The organism is Halorhodospira halophila, assembly GCF_016653405.1.
Classification (GTDB): domain Bacteria; phylum Pseudomonadota; class Gammaproteobacteria; order Nitrococcales; family Halorhodospiraceae; genus Halorhodospira; species Halorhodospira halophila_A.
The window spans coordinates 1-21,715 of record NZ_NHSN01000018.1 but is presented as its reverse complement, the minus strand read 5'-3'; the positions used below and the strand labels follow the sequence as shown (position 1 = coordinate 21,715).

At 65.3% G+C, this 21,715-nt stretch carries 24 protein-coding genes; 9 read left to right on the top strand and 15 right to left on the bottom strand.

Annotated features, from left to right (window positions below; all coding sequences use genetic code 11):
- Window positions 1-9: 9 nt before the first annotated feature.
- Both CCR79_RS07265 and CCR79_RS07260 read right to left on the bottom strand, forming a co-directional pair.
- A complete protein-coding gene (locus CCR79_RS07265; protein ID WP_201170358.1) occupies window positions 10-1,692 on the bottom strand; it encodes a GGDEF domain-containing protein in 1,683 nt (560 codons plus the stop codon).
- 74 nt (window positions 1,693-1,766) lie between these two features.
- Window positions 1,767-2,225: a c-type cytochrome gene (locus tag CCR79_RS07260; protein ID WP_201170356.1), complete on the bottom strand. Its 459-nt coding sequence runs from the start codon at window positions 2,223-2,225 to the stop codon at window positions 1,767-1,769.
- Between the two features lie 219 nt (window positions 2,226-2,444).
- On the opposite strand from CCR79_RS07260, the gene CCR79_RS07255 reads away from it, so the two are divergent.
- Window positions 2,445-3,104: a cytochrome b/b6 domain-containing protein gene (locus CCR79_RS07255; RefSeq protein ID WP_201170354.1), complete on the top strand. Its 660-nt coding sequence runs from the start codon at window positions 2,445-2,447 to the stop codon at window positions 3,102-3,104.
- Window positions 3,105-3,145: 41 nt separating this feature from the next.
- Here the strand turns inward: CCR79_RS07255 and CCR79_RS07250 are convergent, their stop codons facing one another.
- Entirely contained in the window at window positions 3,146-3,910 is a 765-nt protein-coding gene (locus CCR79_RS07250; RefSeq protein WP_201170351.1) for an SDR family NAD(P)-dependent oxidoreductase, read from the bottom strand.
- Window positions 3,911-4,050: 140 nt separating this feature from the next.
- Window positions 4,051-4,875, bottom strand: coding sequence for an alpha/beta hydrolase (locus CCR79_RS07245; RefSeq protein WP_201170348.1), 825 nt, complete (start codon window positions 4,873-4,875; stop codon window positions 4,051-4,053).
- A gap of 199 nt (window positions 4,876-5,074) precedes the next feature.
- Between CCR79_RS07245 and CCR79_RS07240 the strand changes: the two genes are divergently transcribed.
- The 3 genes from CCR79_RS07240 (at window position 5,075) to CCR79_RS13565 (ending at window position 7,610) form a co-directional block, all read left to right on the top strand.
- Window positions 5,075-5,716, top strand: a complete 642-nt coding sequence (locus CCR79_RS07240; protein WP_201170345.1) for a hypothetical protein — start codon at window positions 5,075-5,077, stop codon at window positions 5,714-5,716.
- Window positions 5,716-6,630, top strand: coding sequence for a homocysteine S-methyltransferase family protein (locus CCR79_RS07235; RefSeq protein ID WP_201170344.1), 915 nt, complete (start codon window positions 5,716-5,718; stop codon window positions 6,628-6,630). Before CCR79_RS07240 ends, CCR79_RS07235 begins: the two co-directional genes overlap by 1 nt.
- Before the next feature lie 311 nt (window positions 6,631-6,941).
- Complete coding sequence (locus CCR79_RS13565; protein WP_207190324.1) at window positions 6,942-7,610, top strand: PAS domain-containing protein; 669 nt, start codon at window positions 6,942-6,944, stop codon at window positions 7,608-7,610.
- A gap of 21 nt (window positions 7,611-7,631) precedes the next feature.
- Here the strand turns inward: CCR79_RS13565 and CCR79_RS07225 are convergent, their stop codons facing one another.
- The 6 genes from CCR79_RS07225 to CCR79_RS07200 form a co-directional block, all read right to left on the bottom strand.
- Window positions 7,632-7,880: an ATP-binding protein gene (locus CCR79_RS07225; RefSeq protein ID WP_274601267.1), complete on the bottom strand. Its 249-nt coding sequence runs from the start codon at window positions 7,878-7,880 to the stop codon at window positions 7,632-7,634.
- A gap of 44 nt (window positions 7,881-7,924) precedes the next feature.
- Window positions 7,925-8,191: a hypothetical protein gene (locus CCR79_RS07220; protein WP_201170343.1), complete on the bottom strand. Its 267-nt coding sequence runs from the start codon at window positions 8,189-8,191 to the stop codon at window positions 7,925-7,927.
- Window positions 8,192-8,238: 47 nt separating this feature from the next.
- Window positions 8,239-9,759: an IS66 family transposase gene (gene tnpC, locus CCR79_RS07215; protein WP_201170342.1), complete on the bottom strand. Its 1,521-nt coding sequence runs from the start codon at window positions 9,757-9,759 to the stop codon at window positions 8,239-8,241.
- 21 nt (window positions 9,760-9,780) lie between these two features.
- On the bottom strand, window positions 9,781-10,158 hold the full coding sequence (gene tnpB, locus CCR79_RS07210) for an IS66 family insertion sequence element accessory protein TnpB (protein WP_201170341.1): 378 nt from the start codon (window positions 10,156-10,158) through the stop codon (window positions 9,781-9,783).
- Window positions 10,152-10,520, bottom strand: a complete 369-nt coding sequence (tnpA, locus tag CCR79_RS07205; protein WP_201170340.1) for an IS66 family insertion sequence element accessory protein TnpA — start codon at window positions 10,518-10,520, stop codon at window positions 10,152-10,154. The genes tnpB and tnpA overlap by 7 nt, the downstream gene beginning before the upstream one ends.
- A gap of 81 nt (window positions 10,521-10,601) precedes the next feature.
- Complete coding sequence (locus tag CCR79_RS07200) at window positions 10,602-11,576, bottom strand: Arm DNA-binding domain-containing protein (RefSeq protein ID WP_201170339.1); 975 nt, start codon at window positions 11,574-11,576, stop codon at window positions 10,602-10,604.
- A gap of 567 nt (window positions 11,577-12,143) precedes the next feature.
- On the opposite strand from CCR79_RS07200, the gene CCR79_RS07195 reads away from it, so the two are divergent.
- Complete coding sequence (locus CCR79_RS07195) at window positions 12,144-12,950, top strand: lipopolysaccharide kinase InaA family protein (protein ID WP_201170337.1); 807 nt, start codon at window positions 12,144-12,146, stop codon at window positions 12,948-12,950.
- A 76-nt stretch (window positions 12,951-13,026) separates the two neighbouring features.
- Here CCR79_RS07195 and CCR79_RS07190 read toward each other — a convergent pair whose 3' ends face one another.
- Window positions 13,027-14,124 (bottom strand): glycosyltransferase family 4 protein, encoded by a 1,098-nt coding sequence (locus tag CCR79_RS07190; RefSeq protein ID WP_242510856.1) that lies wholly within the window; start codon window positions 14,122-14,124, stop codon window positions 13,027-13,029.
- 107 nt (window positions 14,125-14,231) lie between these two features.
- Between CCR79_RS07190 and CCR79_RS07185 the strand changes: the two genes are divergently transcribed.
- A complete protein-coding gene (locus CCR79_RS07185) occupies window positions 14,232-15,257 on the top strand; it encodes a glycosyltransferase (protein WP_201170332.1) in 1,026 nt (341 codons plus the stop codon).
- Entirely contained in the window at window positions 15,254-16,492 is a 1,239-nt protein-coding gene (locus CCR79_RS07180; RefSeq protein WP_201170330.1) for a glycosyltransferase family 4 protein, read from the top strand. Before CCR79_RS07185 ends, CCR79_RS07180 begins: the two co-directional genes overlap by 4 nt.
- On the opposite strand, the gene CCR79_RS07175 is transcribed toward CCR79_RS07180, so the two are convergent.
- The 3 genes from CCR79_RS07175 to CCR79_RS07165 all read right to left on the bottom strand — a co-directional run bounded on the left by CCR79_RS07175 (window position 16,452) and on the right by CCR79_RS07165 (window position 19,182).
- Entirely contained in the window at window positions 16,452-17,528 is a 1,077-nt protein-coding gene (locus tag CCR79_RS07175; protein ID WP_201170328.1) for a glycosyltransferase, read from the bottom strand. The genes CCR79_RS07180 and CCR79_RS07175 overlap by 41 nt on opposite strands.
- Window positions 17,528-18,136 (bottom strand): lipopolysaccharide kinase InaA family protein, encoded by a 609-nt coding sequence (locus tag CCR79_RS07170; RefSeq protein WP_201170327.1) that lies wholly within the window; start codon window positions 18,134-18,136, stop codon window positions 17,528-17,530. The genes CCR79_RS07175 and CCR79_RS07170 overlap by 1 nt, the downstream gene beginning before the upstream one ends.
- Window positions 18,137-18,378: 242 nt before the next feature.
- Window positions 18,379-19,182, bottom strand: coding sequence for a sulfotransferase family protein (locus CCR79_RS07165; RefSeq protein WP_201170326.1), 804 nt, complete (start codon window positions 19,180-19,182; stop codon window positions 18,379-18,381).
- Window positions 19,183-19,271: 89 nt separating this feature from the next.
- Between CCR79_RS07165 and CCR79_RS07160 the strand changes: the two genes are divergently transcribed.
- Both CCR79_RS07160 and CCR79_RS07155 read left to right on the top strand, forming a co-directional pair.
- Window positions 19,272-19,964 (top strand): sulfotransferase family 2 domain-containing protein, encoded by a 693-nt coding sequence (locus tag CCR79_RS07160; protein ID WP_201170324.1) that lies wholly within the window; start codon window positions 19,272-19,274, stop codon window positions 19,962-19,964.
- A 54-nt stretch (window positions 19,965-20,018) separates the two neighbouring features.
- Complete coding sequence (locus CCR79_RS07155) at window positions 20,019-21,152, top strand: polysaccharide pyruvyl transferase family protein (protein WP_201170322.1); 1,134 nt, start codon at window positions 20,019-20,021, stop codon at window positions 21,150-21,152.
- A 134-nt stretch (window positions 21,153-21,286) separates the two neighbouring features.
- Here the strand turns inward: CCR79_RS07155 and CCR79_RS07150 are convergent, their stop codons facing one another.
- Complete coding sequence (locus tag CCR79_RS07150; RefSeq protein ID WP_201170320.1) at window positions 21,287-21,430, bottom strand: transposase domain-containing protein; 144 nt, start codon at window positions 21,428-21,430, stop codon at window positions 21,287-21,289.
- Between the last annotated feature and the right edge of the window lie 285 nt (window positions 21,431-21,715).

The window sequence follows — 21,715 nt, the reverse complement described above, 5'->3', positions numbered from 1 at the left end:
ACCGTCGGGTCAGGAGCCCGGTGCGCGGATGCAGACCCGATTGCGCCCCTGGGTTTTCGCGGCATAAAGCGCGCAATCGGCGCGCTCGAAAAGGTCTTCACCCTCATCATCCGCCTCCAGCGTGCTCACCCCGAAGCTGGCCGTCAGCTGGTACTGGCGGAACACCGGGTGATCGGCCAGCGCCCTGCGCAGCTTCTCCGCCGTTCGATGGGCCCCAGCCAGATCGGTGGCCGGCAGCAGGACCACGAACTCCTCGCCACCCCAGCGGCCCACCGTATCGGCCTCGCGGACCCCGGCGCGCAGCTGACTGGCCAGGGTGCGCAGGACGGCATCGCCGATGGCGTGGCCGTGCTCGTCATTGACCTGCTTGAAGTGATCGAGATCGATCAGCAGCAGCGACAGGGGGTGATCATTTTGGCGGTGGTAGTCAATCTCGTTGGCCAGCTGCTGATCCAGCCCGCTGCGGTTGAGCAGACCCGTGAGCTGGTCTGAGTGGGCCTGCCGGTTCAGGGCCGCGAGTTCGCGGTGGCTGTGGGCCAGCCCGCGGTTGATCTGTCGGGCCAGCAGGCGCAGTTCGCGCAGCCACGCCACCGGCCCATGGATCGGGATGGGGCGCCGGGCGGCTGCCGCCTGCGCCGTCCGGCGTAGCGGAAAGACCAGCAGCCGGCGTGCGATCTGATGAAAGAGCACGGTGGCAAGCACGATGGACCCGCCGGTCCCTGCCAGCACGGCGATCCAGACGCGGCGCACGTCCTCGGAGGCGGATTGCTCCATCTCCAGGCGGGCCAGGATGTCCAGGTGGTGGCCGTCCTCGTCGAGATCGATGCGGTTCAGCCAGGCGTAGTAAGTGCCGGGCTCGTCAGCATTCTGCGGCCGGTAGACACCACGGCGCTCCACCGCTTCCAGGGAGTGGCGGGTGTGTTCATCGAGCTGGACCTGGCTCTGCGCGAAGGCCTCGGCCTTGTCGAGCCCGCCCAGGTCCGGATCCAGGCCCAGGGGGATCAGCCACTGGCCGTTGACCAGGAAGAAGAGCTCACCCTCATACGGGGTCCGCTGCTCCATGCGCCGCTCCATGCCCCGAAAGACCTCATCGATGAAGTCAGGGCTGAACCCGAGCTCCAGCGCGTAGCCCTCATCACCGAGGGGGCCGTAGGTGTAGAAGCGGAACTCCCGGCTGACCAGTTCCAGTGTGGGCGGCCCAATGAGAACCTGATCTTGCGCCAGCGCGGTCTCGAGCATGCCGCGGGCGTCCTCCATCCCCTCCATGGTGAAATCCAGATCCTGGTCGGGTTCGAAGGTCGTCCGGGTGATGCGCAGCTCCGGGTCGACGATATAAAGATGCACCGGATCGCCCAGGGCTTGGCTAAGCTGTGCAGCCAGGGCATCCAGATCGACCGCCTCAATCCCTTCCGCCTCGATGGTCTGGCGGGCCTGTTCGTGGGCCTGGCGATAGCGGTCCTCGCTACTCTCCAGAAACCGCTCGAGTTCGGCGTAGCCGGCGCGAAGTTCGGCCCGCACGCCCTCGACCAGCGCCGCATTGACCTGCTGGTCATGGGCCTGCTGGCGATCGAGCAGGATGTAGCCGCCGACGATGTGAATGGTGATCAGCGCGGCGAGCAGCGAGGCGATGCCGAGGAGCAGCAAGGCCCCGACGCCCAGACGTGGCCGGTATCGAGAAGGGATCAGAGCCATGCCTGGCGCGTTTCCGTCCTGGTTGCGAAGGGTTGGGGCGCCCGGAGCGGCGCCCCTAATCGATCATCCGGGGATCAGTTGTCCCGGTAGTTGTCGTGGCAGCTCTGGCAGGATTCAGCGACCTGCATGAAGCGATCCTGAACATCCGCCAGCTCGCGATCCCCCCCTTCGGTGGCCTCGGCAAGCTCCTGGGCGGCGGTCTCGAAATGGGTCATGCCCTCGGAGAAGCGGTCCCACTCATCCCAGATAGCCGGCTTGGCATCGGTGTCACCATCGTGAGGGCCGCCCTCAAAACCCTCCTTGGCCATGCGGCTAAGGTCCGCAACGCGGGCCGCATTGCGGGCGAACTGCTCGGCGTCATAGTCGATCTCACCCTGAGCCATGTCGCCCATCGGGCCGAAGTTGGCGCCGACCAGGGTGAACACGGCCTGCCGGTAATCGATCTGATCCTCGTCGGATTGTGCCACTGCGCCGGTCGCCAGCAGGCATCCGGTCGTGATGGCCAGGGTGGTGGAGAGCAGTCTGCGCATCATGGCACCTCCTTTCGCGCTAGTCGGGTCCGGGGAAGTGGACCCCGATGGATCCGTTGCTTGGCAGCACTTGCTCAAGCCTAGTCGGTGGTTGGGGCTGGATCAAACGCGGGAGCACCCACGGGGCCTGACAGGCACCGGGTAAGGAGCTAGGCTGGATACCGTGCGAGCAGCGGGTCAGCGGTACGCACAAGGATCGCCCGCGTGCATGGAAGGGGGATGATGAGCGGAGAACAGCGGGTTCTGGTCTGGGACTTACCCACACGGCTCTTCCACTGGGCCCTGGTGGTTGCCCTCGGGCTCTCGTGGTACAGCGCGGAGCAGGGGCTGTCGGGCTGGGATCTCCATCAGTCGAGCGGTTATGCGGTCATCACCCTGATCCTGTTCCGGCTGCTATGGGGGTGGTTCGGCAGCGAGACGGCGCGATTCGGCGACTTTCTGGCGGGCCCACGGACCATTGCCCGCTACCTCCGGGACTGGTGGCGCGACCGCACCCCGAGTCGCGGCCACAACCCACTCGGTGGTTGGGCGGTGGTTGCCCTTCTGGCGCTGGCGCTGGTGCAGGCGGTATCGGGGCTATTCGCCACCGACGATATCCTGCGTAGCGGGCCGCTGACCGGTTGGATCGGCTCCGACATGGAGCGCACCATGACTCGCCTGCACAGCCGCACCTTCGACCTGCTGCTGATCCTGATCACCCTCCACGTGGTGGCCATCGCGGTGTATCGCTGGGTGCGTGGCGAGCGGCTGCTCATGGCCATGATCAGCGGCTACAAGCGCAACGGTTTCGCACCGCCCTGGATTGCGCCGCTCTACCGTGCCGCCGTCGCCGCCGCGGTGGCGGTGGGCGTGGTGTGGCTGCTCCTGGCCACGGCACCGTAAGACACGCGGGCCACCCGGGTGGGCGGCCCACGCGTGGCCGGTCACTGGGCGGTCATCCCGCCGTCGACCATGTAGTTGGAGCCGGTGATCCCCGAGGCCGCATCAGAGAGCAGGAAGGCCGCCACGGACGCGACCTCGTCGTTGTTGACGTAGCGCCCGAGCGGGATGCGCGCCGTGAAGCCCTGCTTGACCTCGTCGCCGTGCCCGGGGCTGACCTGATCCTCGATCGAGCGCATCATCCGGTTGTCCACCGGGCCCGGGTTCACGCAGTTGACCCGGATCCCCTCGGCGCCGAGCTCAGCCGCGGCGGTGCGCATCAGGCCCATGACCGCGTGCTTGCTGCTGACGTAGGGGCTCAGCCCGGCGACGCCACGCACGCCAGCGACACTCGAGGTGATCAGGAGGCTGCCGCCACCGGCGCGGCGCAGAGCGGGCAGGGCGGCCTGGATGCCGTAGCGGACGCCGTGCACGTTGACCGCCAGCACCTGCTCCCAGACGCTGTCGTCCGCCGCTTCCAGCGGACCGGCCCGACCCTCGATGCCGGCGTTGAGAAAGACCCCGTGCACAGCCCCGAATTGCGACTCGGCCTCGCGGATCATGGCCTCGTTGTCGGCCTGGCTGGAGACGTCCACCGCCATGGCGGCGGTGCCTTCACCCAACTCCTCGGCCAGCCGCTGCACACCGTCGAGCTCCCGGTCGGTGAGCAACAGGCGCGCCCCCTGGGCGTGGAGGTGGCGTGCCGTGGCCTCGCCGATGCCCCCAGCGGCCCCGGTGATGACGATGACCTTGCCGTCTACTCCCTTCATGGTTCGTTCCCCTCGTTCAGATTCGGCGGCGCCTACTCGCTGATCATTCTAGTCCTCTCGATGCTGGCGCTCTACGTGGCCCGCCCGGTGGTGCTGATGCGGGCCAGCTCGGGTGCGGATCGCACCTCGCCCTGGCCGGGTCACGGCAGGTGCTGGTCCAGGAACTGGCGCAGCCCGTCGCGATACGCCCGGCCGCTGGTGAGAAAACCGGTGTTGTGGTCACCGCGGATGGTGAGCAGCTGCGCCTCGCCCGGGGCGGCCTCGCGCAGGGAGCGGGCGTGGTGGTAGGGGATGATCTCATCGTCACGGCTGTGGACGATCAGCACCGGTGCCCGGGTCTCGGTAAGGTAATCGGCGGTGGCGTATTCGAGCCGCGTCAGCCAGCGGGTCGGGTAGAACGGATAGAGATCGCGGGCCACCGCCTCGGCCGAGGTAAAGCTCGACTCCAGGATCAGCGCCGCCGGGCTGGTGTGGCGCGCCGCGCTGGCCGCCAGGGCACCGCCCAGCGAGCGGCCATGGAAGACCATCCGTTCTCCGGGCACGCCCAGTTCCTCGCGCACCCACCGGGCCACCGCACGGGCATCCTCGTGCAGCCCCGCCTCGTGGGCGCTGCCTTCGCTTTGCCCGTACCCGCGGTAGTCGAAGATGATCACATCCAGCCCCAGATCGCGGAGGATCGCGATCGTGTCCAGGCGGTGGGAGATGTTCCCGGCGTTGCCGTGGAAGAAGATCACCACCCCGCGGGGGCTATCGGCCGGGATGCGCCAGCCGTGCAGGGTGACCCCGTCGGTGCTCGGGATGGCCAGATCCTGATAGTCCCAGCCGCGGTCTGCCGGGGCGGATTGCAGCTCGCGGGAGGGGATCTGCGGCAGGTGGACCATCCGCTCCTGTCCGAAGAAAAGCAGCGCGCCGAAACCGACGTAGATCAGACCGGCCGCTGCGGCGAGGCTCAGCAGCAAGCGCATCCGGATCTCCGTGAGCAGGCTGGGGGTTCCTGGCGGACAGGGTAACGGCTCGTGCCGCGCCGCGACGAGGGCGGGGCAGCGCTGGGCTACATTGGGGGCTGGGGAGTCGTGCGGGCGCAAAGGTGTGATCGTTATGAGGGGAGGCCGGCTCGCTCTTGTCACGCTGATCCTGGTCCTTGCGGGCCCGTCGTCTGGGGCCATGGAGCGGACAGAGCCGGCGGGAGCCGGTGACAACCGCTCCTATGTGGCGCTCTACGTCGGCCAGAGCGCCCAGAACCGGCTGGTTCACATCATCAGCCGGGCCTCCGCCAGCCGCCAGGAGAGCTATATGGTAAGCGTGGCCTACGGCACTCGGATCGCCCGCCGCGGCGGCCTGGACCTGGAGGTCGAGGGGCAGCTGGTCCGGCACACCGGCCTGCAGCGCCATGGGGAGATCAACGGCGTCCTGGTCGCGCGCTGGACCCGTTTCCCCTGGGATCGTTGGCTGGATACCCGGGCGGCCTTTGGGGAGGGGCTGTCGTGGGCGACCGAGGAGCCCGCTATCGAGCCCCGCGGGGACAAGGGTGACGAGAAGGACTCGGCGCAGCTGCTCAACTATTTGTTGCTGGAGTTGGAGGGCAAGCCCCCAGGGCAGGCATGGAGCGGATTCGTGCGCATCCACCACCGCTCCGGTGTCTTCGGCCTGTTCGATGGCGTCCGTGGCGGTTCCAACTTCGTCGGCGCCGGGGTGCGCCGCTATTTTCGGGACCTGCCCCTTGTGCGTAAGGTGAGGCGGTCACCCTCGGGGCGAGCGGGCCCCGCCGGGGTCGACAGCTTTCGCGGAAACAAGGGGATACTTTAATGGTGAATGCTCAAGGCAATCGGGTCGTGGTACTGGATGGTGGCATGGGGCAGGAGCTGCGGCGGCGCAGCAGCCGCCCGGCATCACCGCTGTGGTCCGCCCAGGTGATGCTGGAAGAGCCGGAGCTGGTGGTCGCCGCCCATCGTGACTTCATCAAGGCCGGCGCCCGGGTGATCACCGCCAACACCTACAGTGCCACCCCGCGCCGTCTGGCCCGTGACGGGGACCCCGATCTATTCCATCCCCTGCACGAGGCGGCACTAAACGCCGCCCGCACGGCCCGTGAGGAAACGGGTCAGGATGTGCGCATCGCCGGTTGCCTGCCACCGCTGGTGGCGAGCTATCGCCCCGACGTAGCGCCGGACGACGCCACCTGTCACGCCGACTACCGCCAGATGGTCGAGGCCCAGGCCGAGGGGGTCGATCTTTTCCTCTGCGAGACCATGTCCCTCGCCCGTGAGGCCCGTGCCGCGACGATCGCCGGGGTGGAGAGCAATCTGCCGGTCTGGACCGCGTTCACGGTGGACGACGGGGATGGCACACGCCTGCGCTCCGGCGAGTCTCTTGCCGAAGCGGCTCGTGAAGTGGTGGCCGTGGGCGCGCAGGGCGTTCTGATCAACTGCGCGGTGCCCGAGGCAGTCGCGACGGCCATGAGCGAGATCGCGGACCTTGGTGTGCCGTTCGGCGCCTACGCCAACGCCTTCACCTCCGTCGAGGCACTGCAGCCGGGGGGTACGGTCGATGTGCTGGAGGCCCGCAAGGACCTCGACCCCGCCGCCTATGCCGAGCATGCGCTGGGCTGGGTGCGACAGGGTGCGAGCATCGTCGGTGGCTGCTGCGAGGTGGGCCCGGCCCACATCGAGACCCTAAGCAAGGAGCTGGCCGCCGCCGGGTACGAGTTGATATCGGCCTAGCGGCCGGTTACCTCCTGAAGGACCGCGGGCCGTGATGGCCGCGGGGCGCTCGATCAGGGACGATCGAGCCTTGAGGGGTGCCGGACGTGCCGCGGCGACCGCCTGTCGCAGCCCGATGCACAGTGCCGCAAGAACATCCCGGACCGGCGCAGCTTACCCCCAGCGGGCTCCTTGACTTCTTCTCCAACCCTGGTCCAAGTTCAAAGAACCACCGCGGCTCATTTGCTCTCCTCATATAGCCCCTGCCGAGCGGCTAGCCCATGAAGCAGCGTCGAAGATCGCCAGCCAGGTACCGGGATGCCCCCGAGCGGTTGCGTGAGGAACGTGACCGGCTTCTGGCGGATTCCTTACCCGAATGGGTCTACTGGGTGGGGCAGGACGGACGACTCCTCTACGTCTCGTCGGCCTGTCAGTCGGTTACCGGTTACTCGGCGCAAGAACTGTTGGATGATCCTAACCTTTTGGAGCGCCTAATCCACCCCGACGACCGCGCCCACCACGGTGAGCATTGCCAGACCAACAACGATACTGCTGCAACAACTTTACATTTCCGCATCCTCACCCGATCGGGGGAAGTTCGCTGTATTGAGCAGGCACGCCGAGAGGTCTGGGACGATTCCGGTTCGTACCGGGGGTACTGCGCGATTAACCACGATGTGACCGCCCGGAGAGAGACCGAGGAGTCCCTCCGCCGTAATGAGATCGCGCTGGCGCATGTCCTGGATACCGTACCGGATATCGCGATCCAGGGGTATCAGCTCGACGGCACAGTGGTTCACTGGAACCGTGCCAGTGAACGGCTCTATGGCTATACAGCCGAGGAGGCTATGGGGGGCAACCTAGCAGACCTTATTATCCCCCCAGAGGCGCGCGACTCGTTTATCCGGCGCATGCAGGAGCTGCGTGAGGGCGCGAGTCTGCCCTCCTCGGAGATCCTGGTTGTCAATGGCCACCGTCTTGGACCCACTTGCGGACATTAAAATTGACCCACCTTGCCGGTCTCAGCCGGCGGTCTTCTCCTTGAGTCGGTAGCTCTCACCTCCGAGCATGTAGATCGATGAGTGATGGATGACCCGATCGATGATCGGGACGGCGACGTTGTCGTTGTGGAAGAACTCGCCCCAGTCGGTGAAGTCCTTGTTGGTGGTCAGGATCAGCGAGCGGTACTCGTAGAAGGCGTGCACCAGCTGGAAGAGGTTGTAGCGCGCCTGGCGGCTCATCGGCAGGTAGCCGAGTTCGTCGATGAGCAGCAGGTCGAAGGTAAGCGGTCATTCCGTGACGTCGTTGACGGGGATCACTGGACATCCCGGAGCATCTTGATGAGCCCGGGGGAGACTTTCCACTGACGGTGATCCTCGGTGTGGACCACCACCGTCTTGCGGTTAATCTTAACCACCCGGCCGAACACCTCGCCCTCGCGGCTTTCGAACGACACCTCCTGTCCCAGGCGCAGGTGCTTGAGGACATCGAGATCCTGACGCGCCCGCAGTTCGTCGATGCGGCGGCAGATGATCTCGTTGAGTTCCAGGAGTTCGTCGAGGCTGAGATCGTCAATGCGCATTCAACCGGCTCTCGCTGGCTAACTATGGACTGGGGAGGCAGTGGTGTCTAAGGCTCTACATCCGAGCGCAGCGGCGCATCAGCGAACCGGGTTTTCCAACACCGCGGCGTGAGCTCCTCGACCCGGGCCGCCGGGTGCATGCCGACGCGCTGGAGCACATCGATCAGGTACGTGGTCGGATCCACGCCCTGCAGCCGACAGGTCACCAGCAGCGTCTGGATGGTGGCCACGTGCTCGGCACCGACCTCGCTCCAGCAGAATAACCAGTTGCGCCGACCCATGGGGATGGGGCGCAGCCCCCGCTCCAGGTGGTTCGTGTCGATGGGGACATCCGGGTGTTCCAGGAAGACGGCCAGGGCCGACTGGCGCTCGCGCACATACCCCAGCGCCTTGAGCAGCGGGTGGCGCGGCTCAAGATCCATGCGCTGGAGCTGCGCATCACACCATTGCCAGAAGTCGCGCACCAGCGCAGCGCACTGCTCCTGGCGCGCCTGGCGTTTGTCCTCGCCGTGGAGTCCACGCGCACGGATCGATTGCTCCCGGTCGTAGAGCGCTGCGATCTGCTCCAGAGCTTCGCGCGCTGCCGGGTCGCTGTCCAGGGCCCGCTCGAACTGGCGGCGCATGTGTGACCAGCACTGGGCGTGGATGATCTGCGGCTGTCCGGCGGCGTATCGCTCGTAGGCCGCGTAGCCGTCGGTGAGCAGCACCCCGTGGAAGCGACCGGCCAGGGTGCGTTCGATGTGCGCGCCGCCACGGCTGGGGCTGAAGGTAAAGCAGATCTCGTCGCTCTCACCGTACAGCGGCCAGAAGTAGCCCTGGTGCATCTTGCCCGGGCCCTTGCGCCCGGCCTTGATCGGCGTCTCGTCCATGGCCAGCACCCCGCCGCTGAGCACGTGCGCCAGCTGTGCCTGTGCGATCGGGGCGAGCAGTGGACTGGCGCGCGCTACGACGGCGGTCAGCGAGCTGCGCGCCACCTGGATGCCGGCCTGACTCAGGCGCTGAGCCTGTCGGTACAGCGGCAGGTGGTAGCAAAACTTGTCGACCAGCACCCCGGCGGCGAAGCTGACATCAAAGACACTGCCCTCGAAGACGTTGCGCGGCGCCGGGACACTCGTGAGCGCGCCGCTGCTGCGCTCCTTGAGAACCGGGTGGCGGTACTCGAGGATCTCGTAGCCTGCCCGGCGCTGCGCGAGGCGGAACGTCGTGCGCGTGGCCACGACCTCATCGCTCTCCCGGCCTGCGGGCGGGGGCACCTCAATGACCCGCCTCGGGACGCTGTCGTCAAAGCGCAGCCCCGTGTCGTTGGCGGCGTTGTCGCGGTTCTTGCCCTTCCTGCGGGTGTAGGTGATCTTCTCACGCTCTTGCTGCTCGGGCACCGGCGTGGCCGCCGGGTCGAACAGGTTCGCTTGCACGGCCGGATCGAGGATCTGGTGGCGTTCAGACTTCTCGCCGAAGAGCTGGCGTTTGAACCAGGCGAGCTGGCGGCGCAGCTCCTTGAGCTCGCCGTGCAGGGCCTGATTCTCGGCAACAATCCGGGCGTGCTCAGTGGCACAGATGGCATTCGACAAGGGGCTGATTCCCTTCGCAAATCACCGGTCCATTATACCGGCTTCCACCCCCGAGCGGGGGTCTTTATGCCACCTTTTTCGTCGGCTACGGATGGTCAGATCCAGTCCCTCGAGCAATGCGGCGAACTGCGTCCAGCTCAGCGCCTCCAGGACCTGTGCCTGAGCACCCCCCACGCCGAACTGACCCTGCTCCAGGCGTTTGCTCCACACGCAGTAGCCGTCGCCGTCGAAGTAGAGCAGCTTCATCAGGGTGCGCCGGCGATTGATGAAGATGAACCCCTGGCCACTGAGCGGATCCCGGCCGAGGTGGCGACGCACCAGTGCGGCAAGACCATCGAACGAGCAGCGCATGTCCGTCGCCCGAGTGCACAGCCACAGGCGCCGCGGCGGCGTCAGCACCCCGGAGCTCGCCGGATCCGCAGGCAGACGCCGGCGCCGAGGTCCAGCTCCACCTCCCAGGGCGGGGTGTCCTGCTCACCCTGGCCGGGGGCGTCCGTTGACGGGCTACCCGGTAACGAAAGCTCGGCGAACAGACCGCCTGCGGGCTCGAGCGCCGAAGGCGCCGGCTCCGCCACCTCGGCCGGTTTCGGTGCCACCGCAGCGGCCTGAAGGCGTCGACGCCAGGCGGTGAACGTGCTTTCGGCCACACCCTCTTGCGCGCAGAAGGCGCGCAACGTCAGGTCCCCTTGGGCGTAACGCTGGATCAAAGCCTGCCATTCGGCGGCTGTCCGGCGGGAGCGGCTTCTGCGGGCGTGGGGCATCTCGGTGCTCCTGTCTGCGATCGGATGAACGCAGATTACCCAGCTCACCACAGGCCCGGAACAACGCCTTGGAATGAACGCTTACCGACGAGCAGCGAGGCCGAGCCGGCGCAACGTCGGGTTCCAGTGCTGCTCCGCCACCCAGCTCGACTCGATCGCCCGCCCGTCCTCGCGCACGAAAACGTAGTCCTCGGCCGCCTTGGTGGCCACATGCTGACCCAGTTCCGCGGCCAGCTTCGGCGAGAGCGGGATCTCGCGCCGGGTCTTCGGGTGCTTGAGCGTCGTCTGCCGACCATCGACGCGCGCCTCGCGGACCCGGAGCTGGCGACGCTCCAGGTCGAGGTACTTGACCTTGAGGCCGTTGACCTCGCAGGAGCGCAGCCCCGTGTAGAAGCGCAGCTTGAAGTACAGCCGCAGGCGCGGGTCGACCACCTCCAAAAAGGCGTTGACCTGCTCGGCGGTCAGCGGCATCGGGTCGTTGCGGTCATCGCGCAGGGGCGGCAGCCCGGCCATCGGTGAGGGCATCCCCAGCTCCCGCTCGGCAAAGCGCAGGATGCCGGATAGCGGCGAGAGGATGAAATTGATCCGTGCGTTGCTCAGCCGCCGCTTGCCGCAGGCGTCCGTTTGCTCAATGAGCCCCTGTCGGAAGGCGCGCACGGAGCGCTCGGTGATCTGATCGAGCGGCCAGTCGCCGAAGTGCGGGATGAGGTACTGATGGATCACGCCCTCGACGCGTCGCCGGTAGCTCTCCTTCCACTCGCCCTCGTGCAGCGCCAGCCACTGCCGCGCATAGTCCGCGAAGCGCCGCCCCGGAGCACGCGAGCCCCGCTCCCGGATCCAGCGCTGCGCGCGCTCGAGCTTGCGGCTTTGCGGGAACCAGGCCGCGTAGTCGAAGGTGCCCATCTCCAACTCGGCGTTGATCTTGCGCAGATTCCGGCGCACGCGTCGCCGATTCTCGGGGGTATCACGCAGCCCCGAGCTTTCCCGGAACCGGCGGCCGTAGATGCACAGGTCGTACTGAATCGTGCCATTGGGCCGAATGCAGAAGCTCGCCATGGCGCACCCTTCCCACTATCGTCCGTGAACGCTGACCACTAGTGTACAGGTATACACCTACCGCGCAAGAAAGCCAGAATCCGCCCCCGAGCAACCTGGGCACCCGGCGCTACGATGGCTCGGCCAACCGCAACCCCCCGGCCAGACGCCACCGCTGACCGCCCTCAGCAGGCCGAGCGCACGCGGCGCTGCCACCACGCAGCGGCCCCACTCGGGTCACTGGCCCCCGGGGCGGTTGCGCTGTCACGGTGACGGGGTCAGCGGTGCTGACACGACTCAGCACCCGGGCGCGGATCAGCGCCGCCGCCGCCTTGTCTCGCGTTGCGGTGCGTTGCCTCCAGCGGGGCCACAGGCCTTCGCAGATCCCTGACGGGCTGGGCTTTGCGCTGCAGCGGGGGGTGCTGCGGATAGGCCGAAGTGTTCGGTACTTGAGGCGCCCGAGGGGGTCTGGCGCAACCTTAGCCTACGCCAATGTGCGGACAGCCCGCGTGGGGCGGCCGACCGACGACAGCGCCTGCTGCTTTGCCGTTACAATCTAGGGTCACACGAACGGATCCCGCAGGCCCCATGGACCGCGATAACACCACCGCCCGGAGACAGCCAGACCCCCTCTGCTTCCGCCTCGTTGCCGGTGACCGCCGGCAGCTGCAGCATTTCTGCACGGCCATAGCCGAGGGTGCCCGCCCCTGGCGAAGCGGCAAGACCCGGATCTGGCAGCTCGCCAACGATGCCGGCGAGGCGTTTTATGTCAAGGAGTTCTACCACGCCAGCCTGCGCGACACGCTGCGCCACCGGCTGCGCAGCGTGGTACGCATCTACCACGATGCCGAGCAGTTCCGCGCCGCGGGGCTGCCACTCGCCCGGCCCCTGTTCGCCGCCCTGGGCGGTAGCCGCTGGCTGCCCACCGGCTCCCTGGGGCTGGAGGCGATCCCTGGACCGACCCTGGAGCGGTACCTGATCGACCACACAGACGCAGCAGAGCGGATCACCGCCGTGCAAGCGGTCGCATCGGCGTGGGGTCAGTTGACCCGAGCCCAGGGCTTCCACGCCGATCCAGCAGCGCGCAACTTCATCCTCCGTGACGGCAACCCCGCGGATCCGTGGTTCATCGATCTGGAGAGCATCTATCCGGTACCCTGGGTACCGCGGCCGGTGCAGTCCCATCGCCTCAAGAAGTTTGCGCTGAGTACCGCGCGCCAAGTCGCGAAACGAGGCGCCCCAGGGCTTTCACCCGAGCTGGCTTCGGCGTTCGTGGATCACTGGGCCGCTGCAGCGGGCCTGCGCGGGGGCCGCTGGCAACGGCGGCTGACGCGGGAGATCGCAGCGGCGCTGGACCGGCAGATGGTACTCTCAAGGGCAGTCTCTCAGAGCTGACCAAGGCCGTCATGAGCTACCGCCACAAGCAAGGCGGCGCTGGCCGCGATCACCGCCACCGCTCGCGGGCCGCGCCTCACGCCTCCGTCGGGACCAACTCCGGCCGCCAGAGCGCCAGCATCTGCCGAGCCCGCTGCGGGTACGACCACGTCTGCGCTAGCGCCTGGCCGGCGGTAGCACGCGCAGCAGCCGCATCGGGTTGCGCCAACGCCTGCCGCACGGCTTCAGCCAGCGCGCCTCCGTCCCCAGCCTGCGCCCAGAAGACCTCACGCTCGCTGACGAGCGCGCGCAACCCGGGTTGATCCGCGGCCACCACCGGCCGCCCGGACGCCAGGTACTCGGCCAGCTTTAACGGGCTTTCGCCCTCCGGCGGGGGCAACAGCAGCACATCGGCGTGCCAGAGCCAACGCGGCACATCCCGGCTCGGTTGCATACCGTGGAGATGGCAATTTGCCAGGCCATGCTCGGCGATGCGCGCGCGCACTTGCTCAAGGTCCTCCGCTGTCCCACCGACCAGGTGGAAGTCCACCTCGGGGACCTGTGCCGCGGCCTCGAGGATCTGCGGGATGCCCTTGTGGTCGTAGAGATGGCCGGCGTAGACGGCACGGGGACGGCCGTTGGCCGGGTACGGATCCGCAGGCAGAGACTCAGGAAGGGTGAAGGCCTCGATTTGTACGGCACAAGGCGTCGCAATTAGACGCGCCGCCGGGAACCCGGCTTCTTGGTAGGCCCGGAGGTGCGCATCGGAATTCGTGACGATGCCGCAGAAGGCAGAACCGCGCGCAGCGGCGCGGATGTACCGCCGTATGAGCGGCGGACGCGCCCCTTTCAGGTCATGTGCCTCCAGGATGCTGGGGATGCCCAGCCGCGCCGTCCACAGCGGCAGGGTCCAGTGGCGGGCGACCACGACATCCGGCCGCTCGCGCAGGATCCAGGGGAGCACGAGCGGCGGGAAGACGGAGCGCTCCATCCAACCGGGGACCTGGATCCAGCGAAAGCCCGAACCGACCGCGTACTGCTCGTTAAGGGTCGCGCGATCCCGCACCGGACCGCGGCGAGTGAGCAGCACCGCTTCGTCGGCCACGGCCGCGAAGCTCTCCCCGGTTCGGACGACGTTGAGCATTCGCGCACGGGTGCTGCCGGCGGCGTAGGCGGCGGTGTAGAGGACCTTCATCGGCACGTTCCCGGTAGCGGTGGACAGGCGGGCAAGCTACTACAGGCATCGGCACACGCCAACGTGGTAGCCTACGGCCGTCTCCGGAGCACGCCATCGGACCGTATATGACCCTGAATGTCTGCTATCTGCGCCGCTCCCCAGAGCGCAACGAGCACGCACTGGTACGACTGCGCAAGTGGTGGCGCATGCCGCAGCAGCAGGATACCTTCTTCGAGCAGTCCCTGCGCGCAGGGTGTGCCGTCACCACCCTGGCGGCGCCGTGGCTGCGCCGCCTGCCCCGGCGCTGGCTCCACCGCTTCGATGCCTTGGTGGTCAACGCCAAGGCGCTAGGGGACTGGTGGGACGATCAGGCCTACGTCCACGCCATGGTGGACCGCTTCCCGGGGCCGAAAGCCCTCTTCCTAGGCAGCGCCCATCCAGCGCACATGCCGACGGAAGAGATTGTCGACGCCTTCGATCTGCTGTTGAAACGAGAGCCTTATTGGGACTTGGAACGCTACCCGCTGCGCACTGAGAACCGCGACAAGATCCGTCCGACGCTGGCCGGCTGCCCCTTCGGGGGCCCGGAAGAAGGACCGGGCTGCAGCGAGCCGGAGGCGGACAAGCAGCACGATGTCTTTTTCGCCGGCCGAGTCAATGAGGCCAACGACGTCCGCGAGCAGGCCTGGTCGCGGATTGTAGCCTCCGAGCTGAATGCACTGGGCGGCCTTCAGCCCCGCCCACGGGCAGAGGCCGATGTCCCCGAGACATTGCGCGGCCCCCGGGTCAAGGGCACGGGCTACCGCGAGGCCATCTGCCGCGCTCGCATCAACCTCGCCCTCGACGGCTATGGACCGGTTACAGCCCGTCACCTGGAGCTATGGCAGGCCAAAGCCTTCATGGTCAGCGCGCCCAGCCTGCGTGACATCTGGCTGCACGAGATGCCAGTGGACGGGCGCGATTATGTCGCCTTCGACGACTACGACAGCCTCCTCGATACGCTGCGCGCCTACCTTGAAGACCCGGAAGGACGTCGGCGCATTGCACAGACGGGCGGCGCGTACTTCGCTCGGCTCTACGACCCCTTGCGCCATGGCCGGAACCTGGCTCGTTGGCTGCGAGGGTCTATCGAAGATCAAGGATCCCAATGAACCGTGATCACACTGCGCTGAACCCCGCACCGATCGCTCATTTGGTTAACCTCGGCCAGGTCGGCGGCGTGGAATCGATGATGCTCAGTGTTGCCCGCCGCCTGCACCCGGACCGGGATCATGGGGGACTCACGCTGACCGATCACCTTCACCCGCAATGGAAGAGCCAATGGCCACCCCAGGGATTGGCACTGTGCCCCCTGAAACGTTGGGGCCCTGTACGACTGCGGGAAAAGGGATGGCTCCATCAGCAAATCCTGCGGCGTCGCCTGCAACACAACGGTCAACCCGCTGCTGCCCTGCTCTGGGGGTTGTGGCCCTCTGAGCCGGTCCTCAAGACGCTGCGTGTCGAGGGCATTCGGATTATTTACATGGAGCACGGGTCTGCCTGGCGCAGCGAGCCGGGCGGACGCCTCGCCAAGGGGTTACCCTGGGCCGATCAGGTGATCACGAATTCAGCCGCTGCCAAGCGCGTGCTAGAACTAGGCTGGGGACTCGATCGACCAACGACGGTTCTGCTCAACCCGCTTCGGCCAGAGGCCGCGCCTTCGGCACCCCGTGCGGCACCACCGCGCGACCAGGCCAACCCACTACGCGTAGGCCTGGTGGGTCGCTGTGAACCGTTCAAGGGCTTCGAACTCGCCCTGCACGCCGCGCGCATCCTGCAGAGGAAAAGCGTTGCGCTGTGCATGGAGGTTGCCGGCGACGGGCCGGAGCGTCCGCGCCTGGAGCAGCTCGCGGAACGTTTGGGGTTGGGACAAGTCGTGCGCTTCCACGGCAATATCTCGGATATGGCGAGCTTCTATGGCGGCCTCGACCTGCTCCTCTGCCCCTCGCTGCGTGAGTCGTTTGGGCTGGTCAGCATCGAGGCGCAAGCCTGGGGAGTGCCGGTCGTAGTCAGCGGTGTGGATGGACTTCCGGAGACGGTGCATGCTGGAGAGACAGGCACCGTCATCCGGCCTTCGCTGACTACCCAGGATCTAATCAACTGTGATGTGGCAGCAGCACGCCTACCTCGGTGGGTCTACGACCCGAGCACGGACACACTGGGGGAGCCGAAAGGCGTGGCCCCGGAAGCGATCGCCGCCGCAATCCAACGCTACGCCGAGCACGAAACGATGCGACAAACCCACGGCAGCGCAGCCAGTCAATGGGCGTTTCAGCGTTTCCATATGGATAATTACGTTCGACAGCTTAGCGCCCTTCTCCACACACCTGCGACAGAAACGCGCTAACCCGCTCCCCCATCCGCCGGACATCGAAACGCGCCCGGGCGGTCTCTTGCCCCTGGGCCGCCAATGCTTGTCGACGCATCGGCTCGGCACGGAGCGCACTCAGCGCCGAGGCCACAGCCGCGGGGTCGTCGAAGGGGATGGGCAGACCATCCCGCTCCGGGGTCAACCACTCCCAGGTGCCTCCGGCAGCGGTGGCAATCACCGGCACACCCAGGTAGAGGGCTTCGATCACGGTGTTGGGAAACCCTTCGTTGCGGGAGGTGCTGACGAAGGCATGGGCCGCCGCCATCTCGAGATATGGGTTCGCCTGATAGCCGCGAAACTGGACCTGATCGGCGATCCCCAACGCCTTCACCAAGCCCTCCAGACGCTCGCGCTCTACCCCCTCACCCACGATGACCAGACCGGCCTCGGGGGCCGCCTGGAGGAAAGCTGCGAAGCCTCGCAGCAGCGTGGCAATGTCCTTGCGCTCGGTGAGCTTGCCCACCGTCACCACGGTAAAGGGGAACGGCGGCTCGCAACGAGCGGCTGCGGCTGCGGCCACGGCATCCCCATCCACGCCATTCGGGATAACCGCCACCTGCTCCGGCGCCAATAGGCCCGAGGCCAGCGCTGTCTCGCGAATGCTTGGCGCGTTCACGATGAGCCCGTCCACCCACCGGCCATAGACCCAGCGCTGGTGTGTCCACGGATGGAGCTCACGCACGATGCCCAGGCGCAGCACGTTACAGGCGCCGGTGCACCGGGCCGCCAGACCGGCCAGAACATAGTCTTTGCGTTTTGTGGGGATGAGGACATCGATACGCTCGCGGCGGATATAGCGCACGAGCCGCACCAGGGTCCAGGCATCCAGGAAAGCGAGGAACGGCCAACGGATCGTCGCCACCCCCGGCAACGCCGCCAGGCGGTCCCCCACCGCAGGCCGGCGATAGACCGCATGGACTTGATGCTCCATCGCCAGCGTCTCGGCGGCCAGCGCCACCCACTTCTCGTTGCCCCCCCAGTTGCGGGCCGAGTTCAGGAACAGGATGCGCATCACCGGCCCCTCGCCCAGCTGACAACGCGCCGACGCACCCGCTTGAACGGATAGTAGACCCTTTCGAGAAACCAGATCGCCAGGGGCGCTGGCTGACGGTCAGCTGCCTGCCAATACCCTTCGATCAAGGCGTGCTGCTCCGGCTCCGGCAGACCGAGCTTCATCAATAGCTTCACGCGCTCCAGCATCGAGGGTCGCGCCAACCGCAGCGCATCCAGATCGATCAACGAAAAGGCCGGCTCTCCAGCGGGCGGTGCGCTCCGAACCAACACATTCGCTGGGTGGGCGTCGCGGAACAGGACACCGGCATTGTGGACCTGGGCGAGGTAGCCCCCCAGGGATCGGGCCAAAGCGGTCATGGATCCACGCCCCGGCTGACGCAGCAGGGTGCGCAGGGAATGGCCCGGTTCGTAACGGGCGACCAGCCACGCCTCCTGCAAACGACCCCAGCGGTTGTAGCACTCGAAGGCACCAAGGGGCTCCGGCACACTACCCGGAACTGAACGATGCAGGCGCCAACCGGCAAGCAGGGTGGGGATCGCATAGCGGCGATAGGGCTTGGCAGGCTCTACGCGCTTGAGCACCACCGATCCGTGCTCTGCGGTCACCAGCCGGAAGACAGTGTGAGCGCGGGTTCGGCTGAGGCACTCGCCTTCACCCTCGAGCAACTGCGCACGCCAAGCCGACAAGGCGGCGCCGAACCGCGCCGGATCCCGGAGGGCCCCGCACGCCACGAGATACTCTCCCCCCCCTTCCGGAAGTGGTCTGCGCACCACCCCGAGCCCCTCATCGTCTACCGCCAGCTGCCGGACATGACGCCACGCCCGGCGCCATGACCACCCATCCCGGATCATCCCGGCAGCCGCTCCGGATCGTAGCCGAAGCGCTCGAAATCTTCAGCGTAGGCCTGGGCGATGAGGCGCCGCTCCGGCTCACCATAATAGGCAGCTACCTTGGTCGATGCCCCCGTGGCATGGCCGAGCGCCGGCACCAGCTCGTAGGGATCGGTACGCCCCGGGGCCAGTGCTGCGACGATTCGGGCCAGATCCGCCTGGAGGGACTCGACGTAGGCCACATCATCCAGTGTCTCAATCGGGAAAGGACACAGCCGGGCCTGCACACACCAGTGCGGATCGTCGTTAACCCCGCCGGCGGCAAGGTACTCGCAGAACCCTCGGAAGCCCACCGGCGGCTCACCGGGGGTAATCGCCCGCCGCCGGATTTTGTAACCGTACTTGCGGTGCCCCGCCTTCTCCAAGTAGGCGGCCAACACCCGTGTAAAGGGATTGCGGACCACGATGAACTTATAAAAGTCGCCGAGCGCCTGCACGGTCTGCGCATCCAGATCGCTCGGGCGAGTGAACCAGCGCTTGACCTCATCCCGGCCACTGGGCGATGGAGCGCCTGGGTTTAAAAGACGCCACAAGGTCCACGCGACCGTGGAGTTGGCCGCTTTCGGGACCCGCACCCAGACCAGTCGATGCGCAGGGGCGATAGCGATCCGCCGGTCGAGCTCGGGGAGAAAGGTCGCGTCCCAGTCGGTGGCATAAATGCGGTAGAACGGGTGTCGACGCTTGCGCCAGCCGGACCAGCGTCGCCCCGCCCCATCCAGGCGGGCCTGCCAACCCCTATAGGCCTTTCGTTTCACGCTCATGGTTGCGCAGTGTACACTGCGACGCGAGGGTGCTCCATCCTCCGCCATCTTGACGAATCCCACCACACTCCTCAGAACCTGGAGCTGTCGTGAGCAACACAAGCGTACGTCCCTTCTTCTGGCTGCACATTAAGAAGTCCGCCGGGCAGAGCATCCGCACCGCCCTTGGCGATGCTTACCAACGGACGGACCGCAGCAACCCAACCCCTTTCATCGCGCTCCCCCGGGCCGAGTGGAACGACAACCTCAATAACTTCCGCATCCCCCTTGGCGAGTACGATTACCGACGTATGCTCTTTGCCAAGCGCTTCCTTTTCGACGACGAGGAGAGCTTCCGTAACACGTTCAAGTTCGCCGTCGTGCGCAACCCGTACGACCGCGCACTATCCTGCTGGCGCTACCTCTACAGCCGCCACACACGGCTCTGGCGGCGCACACTGACCTATTTCAGTTTCGAGTACTTCCTCCGCAGCCTGCCGGAGATCTGGGCTGAAAAACGAAACCGGCACATCGCCACTCATACTGCGCCGATTTGGCCCGACATCACCGACCAGGACGGAATAACTGTCCTGCTCGACGATATCGCCTACCTAGAACGGTTACCGGAGGACTTCGCGCGCATCGCCTCAGCCATCGGCTTGAACGACCGCCATTTACCCTACAAAAACATTGGGCGCCGCACTTCCCGGAAACTTCTTTTTCGTGCCTACAATTCACGCACAAAGGCCTTGGTCGAGACACTATACGAAGACGATATAAAAAAATTCGGGTATCATCCATAACACACACCCCTTTACGGAGAAAACTCGGCACACAGCACGGAGGTTATACCGCGCATGAAACACGTAGCATTTGTCACTGCCTATCCTGTACACGGTAATCACGGCATGCTCTCCGTGAATATAGCTGCACGGGACATCATCAACAGAATAGCCCCGGAGTGGACGTGCACCTACTTCTGCATTGAAACCGACTATTCACTATGCTTCCCTCATTTTGGTGGCTTCCACTATGAACAACTTGTCGCCCCCGAATCCCAACTAAAAAATTACGATATCGTTTTTTTTTGGGGCGACTTTTTGCAATGCGAGACTTACCTTTTAGACGTCGCCAACCGATTACAGAAACGGGAACAAACAACCTATCAAAAGGCATTGGACCGTTGTTTTAAATGCCTTCTCTTTGAAAACACATCACCTGAGCTTCTCCAAAAAACGGTGCTGTTTGGTGGCTCCACATTCCCGAACGCTGGTTATAAAGCACCAAAATCAGATAGATACAAGAACGCGGCGCGCAATCTCCTGGCCTCTAGCCTTCTAGTCATGCCTAGGGATGTTTTTACTTATGACTATTTCGCCTCGCTTGTTCCCTATAGAGCAAAAAATGGAGATCTCACCCCTTCGTTAGATCCAGCTTTTTTTCTAGATAGCAATCTAGCTTGCTCACAACCACCAAAAAAAGACCACATTCTTATCGCATTATCGCGCTCTTTCGCCTCAAAAGGTTTTGTTTTAAAACGCAAGCATGCTAACTCCTCAAGAATAATCAATTACCTCTCCAATGTCTTTCAACTGCCAACACGAAAAAGCGGCTGGAGGACCAACCCATGGAACGTTGAGCATTTTGAACACACTCTAGCCGAACTCCAAGATGCAAAGTTCGTTATCACAGACACTTATCACTGCGCCATTAACTCCTGGCTACGCGGCACTCCAGCTGTGCTCTTGACCGAAAGACACGCCTCTTTTTCTTCGCCCACCAGCTCATTAAAGCTAATTTTGCTTGCCAACTCAATAAACGCGACACCCTTTTTGCTCACTTTGTCTAGAAAAGCAAAAACAAACATAGAAGCAGCGCACGCGATACATCTCGCTCTTAAGACCGACGCTCCCTACGACACACTTGATACCATCATAGCCAAAAAGGATCACGCGATCGAAAAACTTTATAACGTGTGCGTCAACAAATGAATGGGTGTGACACGGTGTTACTAACAGTCTAGAAAGAGTTGCCAGTACCTGATTATGTACGTAGTCGGTCGTACCCGTCCGGTTGACCCCGTCTGGATAGCCCGGAGCGGCCGCTGCAGTCTGAGCAGACTCGCTTATGCGGCCTGAGGATCGCTCCAGTGGTAGGGCAGCAGCTCTCTGATGCGGTTGGCGGGGTGGTCCTGGATGCGCCCGAGCACGTCCTCGAGGTAGCGCCGGACGTTGACCCCCCAACTTAAACAGCCGCGCGTATAACTCATTGATGCGCCGGGAGCGCACTTAAAATTTGGCACTACGCGCTGACGTTCGCTTGGCTCGGCGGCTTCACCTTGTACCGCACCCGGATCCCTGGACACCCCGTAAGCATGGTCATGCCGCCATCGGCATGGTCTCAAGGTAGTCGGCACGGACCTGCCCCCCCAAGTTAAACAGGTAACGGCCGGTTGAGCCCGGGTACTAGCGGCGGCTCTCTTTGCGCGTCAGAGACTTATTGCGCGCCACACCGTGAGAGGCTGTAGTGCCAAACATCATTCGCAAGGGTTTGC